The sequence below is a fragment of the Streptomyces anatolicus genome (genome assembly GCF_019400875.1).
In the GTDB taxonomy this organism is placed as follows: domain Bacteria; phylum Actinomycetota; class Actinomycetes; order Streptomycetales; family Streptomycetaceae; genus Streptomyces; species Streptomyces anatolicus.
In genome coordinates, this window is the sequence record NZ_WMBF01000001.1 from 24,636 (window position 1) to 37,128 (window position 12,493).

Consider the following 12,493-nt stretch of genomic DNA (forward strand, 5'->3'; position numbering starts at 1 on the left):
CCCTGGTGGATCAGTTGGTGCTGGGTATCGCGCCGGTCACTGCGTGGGACGGGTCGGAGACCGCGTCGACGAGATAGTCGAGGAGCCGGCCGACCGTGGGCTCGTTGAAGAGCACGTTCGCGTTGATGGAGAGGTCGAGGATCCCCTCCAGGGTCCGCCTCATCTCGGTGAGCTTCAGCGAGGTGAGGCCGAGGTCGAAGTAGCTGATGTCGAGCGGCAGTTCCTCCGCGTCGTCCATGAGCAGGGTCGCCCTGAACTGGCTGACGAGGAGCTGCTCCATTTCCTCGGCGAGTTCCGCCCTCGGAAGTTCGCGAAATTGCTGAAGAGTCATGTGTTCGGGAGACATGCGGCCATGAAAGCAATGCGGGCTGACGCCTCACTGACATCGCGCGCGTACCCTGCGGGCGCGCCACTCAGTCACCTCTTTCCGTAACTTGCCGCGGGGTTGTCTCAATCAATTCGTCCGGGCCAATCAGTACGGCGTCAGCGCCGGGTCAGATCCCGCTGTCAGGATCGAGATGCTTCGCAAGGGCTCACCAGATCGGAATCCACTCGGAGATACCCCACCCGAAAGGCTGATAATGCGCGGCGCCATACAGGAGGAAAGTGCTCCGGCACATTCCGGACTCAAGAGCTACGACCTCTACATCGCTGGCAAGGACGTCGCGGGTGACGGGTGGGTCTACACCGTCAGCGGGCGCTCCCTGCTGGAGGACGTCTTCACCAGCGTGAGCCTCAAGCGCACGCTGGAGCAGGACCCCGAATCCGACGCGGCCAACCACCCCTATGTCGTGGGGCGGTGCGCGATCGCCGACGACTCCGCCATCGACCTCGCCACGCAGGCCGCCGCCGCGGCCGCCCCCGACTGGGCGGCGGTGCCGCAGGAGCGGCGGATGCGGCTCGGCACCCGGTTCCGCGAGGAACTGATCAAGCACCAGGACGAGTTCCTGGAGATGCTGGTCGCCGAGTCCCACCCGGTGAAGCTGGCCCGCTGGGAGCTGAGCTGCCTGCTCCAGATCTACGCCCCCGGCTCCCTGCGCTGGTACACGAAGCAGATGCGGGTCGAGAAGGAGTACGGCGGCCGCAAGCTGATCCTGCAGCGCCAGCCGGACGGCGTGGTGGCCTTCAACCCGCCGCAGAACGCCCCGCTGCCCAGCGCCGCGCTCTCCGTCCTCGCCCTGATGGCGGGCAACGCCGTCGTCGTCCGGGCACCGCGCAGCATCGCCCTGTCCACCATGTGGCTGCTGCGGGACATCGTGGCGCCGCTCCTGGAGGAGTTCGACGCCCCCGCCGGTGTCCTGAACGCGGTGTGCAGCAATCCCAAGCAGACCCTGGACCGCTGGGTCGCCGATCCGCTGATCAACGACATCTTCTACATCGGCGGCAGCCAGGAGGGCCTGCGCTTCGAGCAGGCGTGCGTGGCCAACGGCAAGAAGCCGATCCTGGAACTCGCCGGCAACGACGGCATCGTGGTGTGGAAGGACGCCGACGTGAAGTGGGCGGCCGAGGCGATCACCGAGTCGTTCTTCGGCTCCGGCCAGATCTGCATGGTCCCCAACTACGTGCTGGTCCACCCGGCGGTCGCGGACGCGCTCATCGCCGAGGTCAAGGAGCAGGTCAAGGCGATCAAGCCGGGCTTCCCCGAGGAGGAGGACGTCCTGCTCTCGCCGGTCCGCCGCAGCGAGCGCTTCTTCCGCCTCCTGCGCCAGGCCCTGGACAACGGCGCCGAGCTGGTCACCGGCGGCCACCGCACCGAACTCGACGGCACCCCCTCCGAGACCGGTGTCTTCCTCCAGCCCACCGTCGTACGCGTCGACGGCCTCGACCGGGCCCGCACCTACGACGTGGTGCGCGAGGAGACGTTCTTCCCGCTGATCCCCGTCATCGTGCCGGAGGCCGACAACGACGACGCGCTCCTCGAGGACTTCCTGCGCTTCGTCAACTCCAACGAGTACGGGCTGCGCAACTCCCTCTGGTCGCGCTCCGACCACGTCATCGACACCTTCGTGCGCCGCGTCGTCAACGGCGGCCTTCTGAAGGTCAACGACTCCCACATCGGCTTCCTGCCCTATCTGCCCAGCCACGGCGGCACCGGCCGGACCGGCGGCGCCTTCGGCGAGGCCAACTACCCGATGCTCAAGACCTCCCACGTGCAGGGCGTCAGCATCGCCCGTGACGTCAGCCCCTACGACGCGGTCTTCGGCGCCTTCGACGACTGAGCCGCACCCATCCCCACGGACCCACGGAGGTTCTGACGTGCGTTCCCTCGATGCCGCTCGGGCCGTCTGCGAGCGCTACCACCCCGGCCTGCTCAAGGAGCTCGAACAACTCCCCTACACCGAGCGGGAGAAGCCCGGCAGCCCGATCATCGACCTCTTCCGCATCCACGGCGGGGTCGGCCTGCTGATCCCCGAGAGGTTCGGCGGCCACGGCGCGGCCCCGCTCGACGCGCTCCACACCCAGCTGGCCCTCGGCGCGCTCTCGCCGTCCCTCGTCGCGGCCGTCTCCATGCACCACTTCACCGTCGCCATGCTCTACTCGCTGGCCACCGAGAAGGGCCGGCTCACCGACGCCCAGACCGAGCTGCTGCGCCGGGCCGTCCCCGAGCAGCAGGTGATGGCATCCGGCTGGGCCGAGGGCCGCACCGAGCAGAACATCCTCACCCCGGCGGTGACCGCACGCCCGGTCGAGGGCGGCTATCTGCTCTCCGGCTCCAAGAAGCCGTGCAGCCTCTCCCGCTCCATGAGCCTGCTCACCGCGAGCATCGCCATCCACGGCCTGGAGGGCGACCCCGAACTGGCGCTCGCCCTGGTGCCCGCCGACGCGCCCGGCCTGACCGTCCACCCCTTCTGGGGCAACGAACTGCTCGCCGCCGCCGAGAGCGACGAGGTGCGCCTGGAGGACGTCTTCGTACCGAAGGACATGGTCGTCCGCGCCGGGGCCGACGATCCGCGCCGCCTGGACGACCTGCAGACCGCCGGGTTCGTCTGGTTCGAGATGCTCATCACCGCCGGGTATCTGGGCGGCGCGGCGGCCCTTGTCGAGCAGGTCCAGGAGCGCGAGCGCGGCAGCGTCCATGAGCGGGCCGCCCTCGCGGTCGAACTGGAGGCCTCCCTGGCGCTGCTCGAAGGAGTGGCCCGCGCGATCGGCCCCGAGCCGGGCGACGAGGCCTCGGTGGCCCGGGTGCTCGTCGCCCGCTACGCCGTGCAGAACGCGCTGCCCCGCATCACCGCGCGCTCCCTGGAACTCCTCGGCGGCCTGGACTTCATCCGCTCGTCCGCCCACGCCCTCGAGGCCGCCGCGTCCACCGCGCTCGCCTTCCACCCGCCGGGCCGCGGCGCCGCCGCCGAGCCGCTCCTTCGCTACTTCGACGGAGGCCCGCTGGTCCTCGCCTGACCACCGGCCCCGACCGCACCGCTTCTTTGGAGTGAGAAAACCGTGACCGTAACCCAGGAAACCCCGGCAGCGACCGGGGCGCCGGCGGCCTCCGGCGCCTCCGCGGCCGACACCGAGGCGGAGATCCTCGGCCTGTACCGCGCCCACCTGAGCAAGGGCAGGGCCACCCTCGCCGAACTCTTCGGCAGCCACATGGAGGTGGCATCCGAAGGCGCCTGGCTCACCACGAGCGACGGCGAGCGCTTCCTCAACACCGGCGGCTACGGCGTCTTCATCATGGGCGCCCGCCACCCCATCGTGATGGAGGAGGTGGAGCGCCAGCTGCGTACGCACCCCACCGCCACCCGCATCCTCCTCGAACCGACCGTGGCCCGCGCCGCCGAGGCGCTGGTCTCCGTGATGCCGGAGGGCCTTGACCGAGTGCACTTCGCGCTGTCCGGCGCCGAGGCCGTGGAGACCGGCCTGAAGCTGGCCCGCGCCGGCGGCTTCAAGCGGACCGTCTCGATGCGGGGCGGCTACCACGGCAAGACGCTCGGCGCGCTGTCCGCCACCGCGAAGGAGGTCTACCAGAAGCCGTTCCGGCCGCTGATCCCCGACTTCCAGCACCTGCCGTTCGGTGACGCCGACGCCCTGGAGGCGGAGTTGTCCGCCCACCCCGGCGAGGTCTGCGTCATCCTGGAGCCCGTCCAGGGCGAGGGCGGCGTCATCCTGCCGCCCAAGGGCTATCTGAAGCGGGTCGAGGAACTGGTCCGCGAGCACGACGGGTTCCTCATCCTCGACGAGGTGCAGTCCGGCTTCGGCCGCCTCGGCGAATGGTGGGGCGCCGACATCGAGGGCGTACGCCCCGACGTGCTGCTCGCGGGCAAGGCGCTCGGCGGCGGTGTGCTGCCGGTCTCCGCGGCGATCGCCACCCGCAAGGCGTTCCGCCCCTTCGACAAGGACCCCTACGTCCACACCGCCACCTTCTCCGGCCAGCCCGTCCTGATGGCCGCGGTCCAGGGCGCGGTGCGGGCGATGAAGGAGGAGCGCCTGGTCACCCGGGCCACCGACCTGGGCGCCGTGCTGCTGCCGCGGATCGCCGAGATCGCCTACCGCAACATCCCCGAACTCGTCGTCGACGTACGCGGCCAGGGGCTGCTCATCGGAGTGGAGCTGGTCGAGGCCGGTCTCGCCGGCGAGCTGCTGATCGAACTGTTCAACCACGGGGTGGTCGCGAACCACTCCATGAACGGCAGCTCGGTGGTGCGGTTCACGCCGCCCGCCGTCCTCAGCGACACCGACGTGGAGTTCCTCCTCAACTCCTTCGACCTGGCCACCCGCGACCTCGTGCGCGGCGCGGCCACCATGCCGGAAGGCGGTAACTGATCGTGCGGCACGTAGAACTGGAAGCAGTGGTCCCCGCGGTGCAGGTCTCCACGGTCTTCGACGCCGTGATGCGCTGGGAGAAGTACCCGGACCTGGCCCCCCACGTGAACTCCACCACCGTCCACGCCTCGCTGCCCGAACCCCGGTGCAGTTCCAGCTGGGAGCTGCACTTCCGCAGCGGCCTGCTGCGCTGGACCGAGGACGACACCTTCCTGCCGGAGCAGGGCGAGATCCGCTTCGAGCAGTCCGAAGGGGACTTCGACTCCTTCACCGGCACCTGGGCGCTGACGCAGGCCGGTGAGGACGTCGCCGTCCGCTTCGACGCCGAGTTCGACTTCGGCATCCCGAGCCTCGAGGGCATCCTCGACCCGATCGCCGAGCGGGTCATCAAGGAGACCGTCGCCTGGGCGCTGACCGGTCTGTTCCCCCAGACGCGGATCGCGGGCGGCATCGAACTGTCGCAGCCCGCCGCCGTCGGCGCCTGAGACCTTAGCCAGGAGCTGACCATGGACCAGGCCAATCCTTTCGAGACGCCGAAGACGTTCTCCCTGCACCGCGCCGAGTACCTGGTGGGCTTCGCGGTCTCCACCGGGCTGCTCCTCGCGCACATCGACGAGATCCGCTGGATCCCGGCGGTCGCCCTCTTCCTCTACATCGACCTGATCGGCTACATCCCCGGCGCGATCGCCTTCAAGCGCAGCGGCGGGAAACCGATCTCCAAGGTGTACTACGTCCTCTACAACGTGATGCACAGCCTCATCACCCAGGCCGCCGTGGCCGCGCTGTGGTGCTGGCTGATCGGTCCCGAGTGGGCGCTGCTCGTGCTGCCCTTCCACCTCTTCGGCGACCGGGGCCTGTTCGGCAACTTCATGAAGTCGTTCGCGCTGCCCTTCGAGCCCGTGCGGCAGACCGGCTATCTGCGGCTCCTGGACGACCTCGGGGTCGCCCACCCCAAGCCGGTCGGCCACGCGCAGGACCCGGAGCCGGTCGGGCACATCGCCGAGGCGCCGCGCCCCGCGGCCCGGGCCCGCGAGGAGGCGCTGCGATGAGCACGCTCACCCCGCTGCGCCGCCCGGTGCGCCAGGACCCGGCGGAGCGGCGCCGGGCGCTGTACCACCTGGCCTCGCCCGTGTCGGTGCTGACCGTCGGCCACGCCGGGCTGCTGCACGGCACCACGGCGAGCACGGTGACGCTGGTCTCGCGCGAGCCGCTGCTGATCGGGGTGGCGCTGCGGCCCGGATCGTCGTTCGCGCGGCTCGCCGCCGCCGAGGGGCGGTTCGTCGTCAACGTGCTGGACGGCGGGCAGGGCGATCTGGCGCGGTGGTTCGCGGACAGCTCACGGCCCGACGGCAGCGCCCAGTTCGACGGGGTGCCCTGGACGGCCGACGCCTACGCCGGTGCCCCGCGGCTGACCGAGGCGCTCGCCCACTACTCGTGCCGGCTCCACTCCTCGCACCGGGCGGGCGACGGCGAGGTGCTGCTCGGCTATGTCGTGCGCGCCACCGCCGAGAGCGGCCCGCCGCTGTTCAGCTACGCGGGCGGCCTCTTCGCAGGCTCCCTGCATCCCGCCCGCACCACGAAGGAGACATCGGCATCATGACCGGTTCTGTGGCCCCCGAGGCCGACTGGGACAAGGCACCAGGACTGCTCGACGGCGCGAAGGAGCTCACCCTCGGCCCCGACGACTGCGACCTCGCCTACTGGTTCACCTCCGTCGCCCAGGGCACCCTGCGCGACCGAGGAGCGACCGGCCACCACGAGAACGCGACCGTCCCCGACTTCCTGAAGGCACCGGGGCCGCTGCGCGACGCGCTGGTCCTGGAGTTCGGCTTCCGCGGGCTGTCCGAGGAGATCGCCACCCGGCTGCTCGGCCACTATGTGGCGCTCGCCCCGGGCGTGCCCGAGATGGAGTTCTACGCCACCCAGCTCATCGACGAGGCCCGGCACGCCCGCGTCTTCCGCAACCACCTGGTGGAGCTGGGCCACCCCGCGGACACGCTCCTGAAGGACATCGACGAGATGGCCGCGGACTACCGCGAGCGGGTCCTGAACCCGGTCGTCGACTTCACCCTCGACATCGTCCGCGACCAGGGCGACTTCGCGGGCGGCGTCGCCGTCTTCGCCATCGTCATCGAGGGCGTCCTCGCCCCGGCCGCCGAGCTGAGCGAGCGCAAGTGGACCCCGCTCTCCCCGGCCACCGGGGAGATCTCGCGCGGCACCGCCATCGACGAGATCCGCCATCTGACGGTGGCCAGCACCATCCTGCGCGACCACGTCGTCGCCCACCCCGAGTACCGCCCGCGTCTGCTGGAGATCCTGCGGGCCGGGGTGAAGCTGTGGGACGAGATCCCCGACAGGGAGTTCGTCATCCACCGCGAGGAGCTGTTCCAGAAGGGCATGGCCGACCACGCGGACAAGATCGGCGACTACGAGATCTGGCCGGGCGTACGGATGCTCGACACCACGCCCGAGCAGCGCTACGACATGGCCGAGCGGTGGACCGACGAGATGGCCGAGTCCCGTATGGCGTACATGGGGCTGCCCGTCGAGGTCCTGAGCAGTCCGGAGCCGGGCGCATGAGCGGCGCGGCCCGGCCGCTCGGCCGGTCGGCGGTGGTCTGCGGCATCGGCTCCTACGTGCCGCCGAACAAGGTGACCAACGACGAGCTGTCGCGGCGCCTCGACACCTCCGACGCGTGGATACGCTCCCGCACCGGAATCGCCGAGCGCTACATGGTCTCGCCCGGCACCGCCACCTCCGACCTGGCGGTCCAGGCCGGTCTGCGCGCGCTGAAGTCGGCGGACACCGAAGAGGTGGACGCCGTCGTCCTGGCCACCACCACCCCCGACCAGCCGTGCCCGGCGACCGCGCCGACGGTGGCGGCGCGGCTCGGCCTCGGCCAGGTCGCGGCGTTCGACGTGGCCGCCGTCTGCTCCGGCTTCCTCTACGGGCTGGCCACGGCCTCGGGGCTGATCGCCTCGGGGGTGGCCGGGCGGGTGCTGCTGGTGGCGGCCGACGCCTTCACCACGATCATCGACCCGGAGGACCGCACCACCGCGGTGATCTTCGCGGACGGCGCGGGCGCCGTGGTCCTGCGGGCCGGGCGGGCGGACGAGCCGGGCGCGGTGGGCCCGCTCGTCCTCGGCAGCGACGGCGAGCTGAGCCATCTCATCGAGGTGCCCGCGGGCGGCTCCCGGCAGCGCTCGGCGGGCACCGCGCCCGAGCCGGGCGACCAGTACTTCCGGATGCTCGGCCGCGACACCTACCGGCACGCGGTGGAGCGGATGACCGCCACCTCGCGGGAGGCGGCCGAGCGGTCCGGCTGGCGGCTCGACGACATCGACAGGTTCGCCGCCCACCAGGCGAACGCCCGCATCCTCGACTCGGTCGCGGAGCGGCTCGGCATCCCCGCCGAGCGGCAGCTCAGCAACATCGAGCAGGTCGGCAACACCGGTGCCGCCTCGCTCCCCCTGCTTCTGTCCCAGTCCGCCGCCGACGGCCGGCTCACCGCCGGGCACCGGGTGCTGCTCACCGCGTTCGGCGGCGGGCTCTCCTGGGGGGCCACCACGCTCGTCTGGCCCGAAGTGCACTCCGTCTGACGCCCGCGGGCGCCCGGCGGTACCTCCTCAAGACCCGTACGCCGAACGGCGCGTACGCCTTCCGAAAGGGATCGTCATGCTGGAGCAGCTCAAGGAAATCCTGTCCAACAAGCTCAAGGTGTCCCCCGAGGCCATCACCCCGGAGGCCACCAGGGACGACATCGAGCTGGACTCGCTGGCCGTGGTCGAGCTGTCGCTGCTGCTCAAGTCCGAACTGGACATCGACGTCAGCGACGACGACCTCCTGGAGGCCGAGACCGTGGCCGACATGGTGGAACTCATGGAGAAGAGGAGCGCGAAGGTCTGATGGCCGGCATCGACATCGCCGTCACCGGGCTCGGCCTCGTCACCCCGGGCGGCATCGGGGTGGGGCCGAGCTGGGCGGCGGTCTGCGAGGGCCGGTCGGGCGCGGCGTTCGATCCCGTACTGGCGGACAATCCGGTACGGATCTCCTGCCGTGTGCCCGGCTTCGACCCCGAAGCGCTGTTGTCCGCCCGCAGGGCCCACCGTCTCGACCGGTTCGTCCAGTTCGCCCTCGTCGCCGCGCGCGAGGCCATCGCCGACGCCGGGCTCGACCCGCTGACCTGGGACGGCGCCCGGGTCGGGGTGGTGCTCGGCTGCGCGGACGGCGGCCCCGGCACGGTCGAGGAACAGCACCACGCGCTACGGGAGAAGGGCGCCGACCGGGTCTCGCCGCTGCTGCTGCCCATGCAGCTGCCGAACATGCTGGCCGGTCAGACGGCCATCGAGTTCGGGGCGACGGGACCCAACCTGGTGGTGGCCACCGCCTGCGCCTCCGGGGCGACGGCCATCGGCACCGCCAGGGACCTGCTCGCGCTCGGCCGCTGTGACGTCGTCCTCGCGGGCGGCAGTGAGGCCATGATCACCCCGCTGGTGATGGCCGGGTTCGCGCAGATGGGCGCCTTGTCCCGGCGCGAGGACGACCCCGCCCACGCCTCGCGTCCCTTCGACGCGGAGCGGGACGGGTTCGTCGCGGGTGAGGGCGCCGGGATCCTCGTCATGGAACGCGTCGAGGACGCCCGGGCCCGCGGGGCGCACCAGCACGGCCGGATCATCGGCTACGGCGCCACCGCGGACGCCCACCACATGACGTCGCCGCATCCGGACGGCGCCGGGGTGGAGGCGGCGGTCCGCGCGGCCCTCGCCGACGCCGGCGCGGATCCGGACGACGTACAGCATGTGAACGCCCACGGCACCTCGACGCCGCTCAACGACGTCGCCGAGGCGAGGATGATCAAACGGACCCTCCAGGGGGATCCGCTGGTCACCTCGACCAAGGGCGTGACCGGGCATCTGCTCGGCGCGGCGGGCGCGGTGGAGGCGGCGTTCACGCTGCTGAGCATCGAGCACGAGCTGGTGCCGCCCATCGCCAACCTCGTCATGCCGGACGCGGAGGTCGACATCAAGCTGGCGTACTCGGCGACCTCCATGCCCATCGATCTGGCGCTCAGCAATTCCTGCGGGTTCGGCGGCCAGAACACCGTCCTGGCCCTCGCCCCCGCGTGAGCACCGGAGCGGACCCGCTCCCAGCCTCGCGCCCATCCCCCCGACCCTGCCCCGGCAGGAGCCGCAGCCGCCCCTCGCCAGAGGGGCGGCTCGGCGCATCTCCCCCGCCCCGCCGCAGACCCCAGGAGAAGCCATGCACGATCCGCGCGAACTGATCGCCTCCGGCCCCGACGCGGTACGGCGGCTCGCCCGCCGCCGCCACGACCTCGACGTGGCCGCGCTCGACGCGGCCCACCGCGGCCGGGCCGACGCCCAGGCCGAGGTGACCCGGCTGCGCACCGAGATGAACCGCGCGGCCCGCGAGCGCAAGGCCGGGCCGCCCTCCGAGCAGGACAAGGAGGCGGCCCGCGCGCTGCGGGCCGAGGTCCAGCGGGCCGAGGCCGCCGCCAAGGAGGCGGGCAGGAACCTCGCCGACCTGGTCCTCGCCATCCCCAACATCCCCCTCGACTCGGTGCCGGACGGCGACTCCGAGAAGGAGGCGGTGGAGGTGCGCCGGGGCGGCCCGCCGCCGTGCGAGGCGGCCGACGAGCGCCACCACGCCGACATCGGCGAGCGGCTCGGCCTCTTCGACGGCAAGGCCGCAGCCCGGCTCTCCGGCGCCCGCTTCACCGTGAGCCGCGGCCCCGGCGCCCGCCTGGAGCGGGCGCTCGCCGACTTCTTCCTCGACCTGCACACGGCCGAGCACGGCTACACCGAGCACTCCGTGCCGTTCCTGGTCAACCGCGACACCATGACCGGCACCGGCCAGCTGCCGAAGTTCGCGGAGGATCTGTTCGCCACCCAGGTCGGCGACCGCGAGCTGTTCCTGATCCCCACGGCGGAGGTCCCGCTCACCAACCTGCTCGCGCAGCAGACCCTGGACGCCCGCGAGCTGCCGTACGCGTTCACGGCCCGCACCCCGTGCTTCCGCGCGGAGGCCGGGGCGTACGGCAGGGACACCCGGGGGATCCTGCGGCTGCACCAGTTCGAGAAGGTGGAGCTGGTCCGCGTCTGCGCGCCCGAGGACGCGCCCGCGCAGCTGGAGCTGATGCTGGGGCACGCCGAGGAGAGCCTGCGGCGCCTGGAACTCTCCTACCGTGTGGTGCTGCTGCCCGCCGGTGATCTCGGGTTCTCGGCCCGGACGACGTACGACATCGAGGTGTGGCTGCCGGGCAGCGGCTCCTACCGCGAGATCTCCTCGGTCTCCGACTGCGGCACCTTCCAGGCCCGCCGCGCCGGCATCCGGTGCCGCACGGCGGACGGCCGCAAGGAGTACGCGGCGACGCTGAACGGCTCGGCGCTGCCGGTCGGGCGCACGGTCGCCGCGCTCCTGGAGCAGGGCGCGCGGCCGGACGGTTCGGTGGAGCTGCCCGAGGCGCTGATCTCGTACACCGGGTTCCGCCGGATCCTGCCGGACGGCACGACGGAGTGACCGAGTACAGCCGCCGGGCGCACGACGAGGGGGAGTTCGGGTGACGCCACCCGGACTCCCCCTCGGTCATCGCCTCGCGGGTCACGCGCCCATCATGTGGGCCCCGCCGTCGACGTGGACGATCTCGCCGGTCGTGCGCGGGAAGAGGTCCGAGAGCAGGGCGACGATGCCGCGCGCCGCCGGGTCGGGGTCGGTGAGGTCCCAGCCCGCCGGGGCGCGGGTGTGCCAGTCGTCCGCGAGTTCGGAGAAGCCGGGGATGGACTTGGCGGCCATGGAGCGCAGCGGGCCCGCGGCGACGAGGTTGCAGCGGATGCCGCGCGGGCCGAGGTCGCGGGCGAGGTAGCGGCTCGTCGACTCCAGGGCGGCCTTGGCGACGCCCATCCAGTCGTACTTGGGCCAGGCGACGGTCGCGTCGAAGGTGACGCCGACGACCGAGCCGCCGCGCGGTTCGAGGAGCGGCAGACAGGCGGTGGTCAGGGACTTCAGGGAGTACGCGGAGACGTGCACGGCGCTCGACACGTCCTGCCAGGTGCCGTCGAGGAAGTGGAAGGCGCCGGGCGGGCCGTAGGCGATGGAGTGCACGACTCCGTCGAGGCCGTCGACGTGCTCACGCAGACGGTCGGCGAGGCCGTCCAGGTGCGCCGGGTCGGTGACGTCCAGCTCGACGACCGGGGCGGGCTTGGGCAGCAGGCCCGCGGTGCGTTCGATCAGGGAGAGCCGCCCGAAGCCGGTCAGCACGACCTCGGCGCCCTCCAGTTGGGCGATGCGGGCCGCGTGGAAGGCGATGGACGCCTCGGTGAGGACGCCGGTCACCAGCACACGCTTGCCCGCGAGCAGCCCGCTCATGACGCCACCGCCTGCGGCAGGGCGGCGACCAGGGCGGAGTCGTGCGGCAGCGCGCCGAGCGCGGTGGCGCCGCCGGGCGAGCCGATCTCCGCGAAGAAGGCGGCGTTCGAGCCGCGGTGGTCGCCCCACTCGCCGGGCACGTCGTCCTCGAAGTAGATGGCCTCGACGGGGCAGACGGGCTCGCAGGCGCCGCAGTCCACGCATTCATCGGGGTGGATGTAGAGGGCGCGGCCGCCTTCGTAGATGCAGTCCACGGGGCATTCGTCGACGCAGGACTTGTCCTTCACGTCGGCGCAGGGCTGAGCGATGACGTAGGCCATGCGGGATACCTCATTCACGTCGGTGGGGA

14 protein-coding genes are annotated in these 12,493 nt (G+C 71.7%); 11 read left to right on the plus strand and 3 right to left on the minus strand.

The window, feature by feature from the left end:
• Positions 1-10 precede the first annotated feature (10 nt).
• A complete protein-coding gene (locus tag GKQ77_RS00095; RefSeq protein WP_219686517.1) occupies positions 11-346 on the minus strand; it encodes an acyl carrier protein in 336 nt (111 codons plus the stop codon).
• A 235-nt stretch (positions 347-581) separates the two neighbouring features.
• On the opposite strand from GKQ77_RS00095, the gene GKQ77_RS00100 reads away from it, so the two are divergent.
• The 11 genes from GKQ77_RS00100 (at position 582) to serS (ending at position 11,298) form a co-directional block, all read left to right on the plus strand.
• Positions 582-2,219 carry an aldehyde dehydrogenase family protein gene (locus GKQ77_RS00100; RefSeq protein WP_240659916.1) on the plus strand — a complete coding sequence of 546 codons (1,638 nt, stop codon included), beginning with the start codon at positions 582-584 and terminating at the stop codon, positions 2,217-2,219.
• Positions 2,220-2,256: 37 nt separating this feature from the next.
• Entirely contained in the window at positions 2,257-3,396 is a 1,140-nt protein-coding gene (locus GKQ77_RS00105) for an acyl-CoA dehydrogenase family protein (RefSeq protein WP_219686518.1), read from the plus strand.
• A 42-nt stretch (positions 3,397-3,438) separates the two neighbouring features.
• Positions 3,439-4,761 carry an aspartate aminotransferase family protein gene (locus GKQ77_RS00110; RefSeq protein ID WP_372459811.1) on the plus strand — a complete coding sequence of 441 codons (1,323 nt, stop codon included), beginning with the start codon at positions 3,439-3,441 and terminating at the stop codon, positions 4,759-4,761.
• A gap of 2 nt (positions 4,762-4,763) precedes the next feature.
• On the plus strand, positions 4,764-5,246 hold the full coding sequence (locus GKQ77_RS00115; RefSeq protein ID WP_219686519.1) for a type II toxin-antitoxin system RatA family toxin: 483 nt from the start codon (positions 4,764-4,766) through the stop codon (positions 5,244-5,246).
• Between the two features lie 21 nt (positions 5,247-5,267).
• The gene (locus tag GKQ77_RS00120; protein WP_219686520.1) at positions 5,268-5,810 is read left to right on the plus strand and encodes a hypothetical protein; all 543 of its coding nucleotides are present in this window, start codon (positions 5,268-5,270) and stop codon (positions 5,808-5,810) included.
• Complete coding sequence (locus GKQ77_RS00125; RefSeq protein ID WP_219686521.1) at positions 5,807-6,361, plus strand: flavin reductase family protein; 555 nt, start codon at positions 5,807-5,809, stop codon at positions 6,359-6,361. Before GKQ77_RS00120 ends, GKQ77_RS00125 begins: the two co-directional genes overlap by 4 nt.
• Positions 6,358-7,341 (plus strand): ferritin family protein, encoded by a 984-nt coding sequence (locus tag GKQ77_RS00130; protein WP_219686522.1) that lies wholly within the window; start codon positions 6,358-6,360, stop codon positions 7,339-7,341. Before GKQ77_RS00125 ends, GKQ77_RS00130 begins: the two co-directional genes overlap by 4 nt.
• On the plus strand, positions 7,338-8,360 hold the full coding sequence (locus tag GKQ77_RS00135; RefSeq protein ID WP_219686523.1) for a beta-ketoacyl-ACP synthase III: 1,023 nt from the start codon (positions 7,338-7,340) through the stop codon (positions 8,358-8,360). The genes GKQ77_RS00130 and GKQ77_RS00135 overlap by 4 nt, the downstream gene beginning before the upstream one ends.
• Before the next feature lie 76 nt (positions 8,361-8,436).
• A complete protein-coding gene (locus tag GKQ77_RS00140; protein WP_030791443.1) occupies positions 8,437-8,667 on the plus strand; it encodes an acyl carrier protein in 231 nt (76 codons plus the stop codon).
• Positions 8,667-9,887, plus strand: coding sequence for a beta-ketoacyl-[acyl-carrier-protein] synthase family protein (locus tag GKQ77_RS00145; protein ID WP_219686524.1), 1,221 nt, complete (start codon positions 8,667-8,669; stop codon positions 9,885-9,887). The genes GKQ77_RS00140 and GKQ77_RS00145 overlap by 1 nt, the downstream gene beginning before the upstream one ends.
• 133 nt (positions 9,888-10,020) lie before the next feature.
• Positions 10,021-11,298, plus strand: a complete 1,278-nt coding sequence (gene serS, locus GKQ77_RS00150; RefSeq protein WP_219686525.1) for a serine--tRNA ligase — start codon at positions 10,021-10,023, stop codon at positions 11,296-11,298.
• Between the two features lie 81 nt (positions 11,299-11,379).
• On the opposite strand, the gene fabI is transcribed toward serS, so the two are convergent.
• Both fabI and fdxA read right to left on the minus strand, forming a co-directional pair.
• A complete protein-coding gene (fabI, locus tag GKQ77_RS00155) occupies positions 11,380-12,144 on the minus strand; it encodes an enoyl-ACP reductase FabI (RefSeq protein WP_219686526.1) in 765 nt (254 codons plus the stop codon).
• Entirely contained in the window at positions 12,141-12,464 is a 324-nt protein-coding gene (fdxA, locus tag GKQ77_RS00160) for a ferredoxin (RefSeq protein ID WP_219686553.1), read from the minus strand. Before fdxA ends, fabI begins: the two co-directional genes overlap by 4 nt.
• Positions 12,465-12,493: the final 29 nt, after the last annotated feature.

Bases quoted from the DNA above. Each gene is read 5' to 3' on its own strand.
- GKQ77_RS00095 (WP_219686517.1), bottom strand. From the start codon at position 346: ATGTCTCCCGAACACATGACTCTTCAGCAATTTCGCGAACTTCCGAGG.
- GKQ77_RS00120 (WP_219686520.1), top strand. From the start codon at position 5,268: ATGGACCAGGCCAATCCTTTCGAGACGCCGAAGACGTTCTCCCTGCAC.
- GKQ77_RS00145 (WP_219686524.1), top strand. From the start codon at position 8,667: ATGGCCGGCATCGACATCGCCGTCACCGGGCTCGGCCTCGTCACCCCG.
- fabI (WP_219686526.1), bottom strand. From the start codon at position 12,144: ATGAGCGGGCTGCTCGCGGGCAAGCGTGTGCTGGTGACCGGCGTCCTC.
- GKQ77_RS00135 (WP_219686523.1), top strand. From the start codon at position 7,338: ATGAGCGGCGCGGCCCGGCCGCTCGGCCGGTCGGCGGTGGTCTGCGGC.
- fdxA (WP_219686553.1), bottom strand. From the start codon at position 12,464: ATGGCCTACGTCATCGCTCAGCCCTGCGCCGACGTGAAGGACAAGTCC.
- GKQ77_RS00100 (WP_240659916.1), top strand. From the start codon at position 582: ATGCGCGGCGCCATACAGGAGGAAAGTGCTCCGGCACATTCCGGACTC.
- serS (WP_219686525.1), top strand. From the start codon at position 10,021: ATGCACGATCCGCGCGAACTGATCGCCTCCGGCCCCGACGCGGTACGG.
- GKQ77_RS00140 (WP_030791443.1), top strand. From the start codon at position 8,437: ATGCTGGAGCAGCTCAAGGAAATCCTGTCCAACAAGCTCAAGGTGTCC.
- GKQ77_RS00130 (WP_219686522.1), top strand. From the start codon at position 6,358: ATGACCGGTTCTGTGGCCCCCGAGGCCGACTGGGACAAGGCACCAGGA.
- GKQ77_RS00125 (WP_219686521.1), top strand. From the start codon at position 5,807: ATGAGCACGCTCACCCCGCTGCGCCGCCCGGTGCGCCAGGACCCGGCG.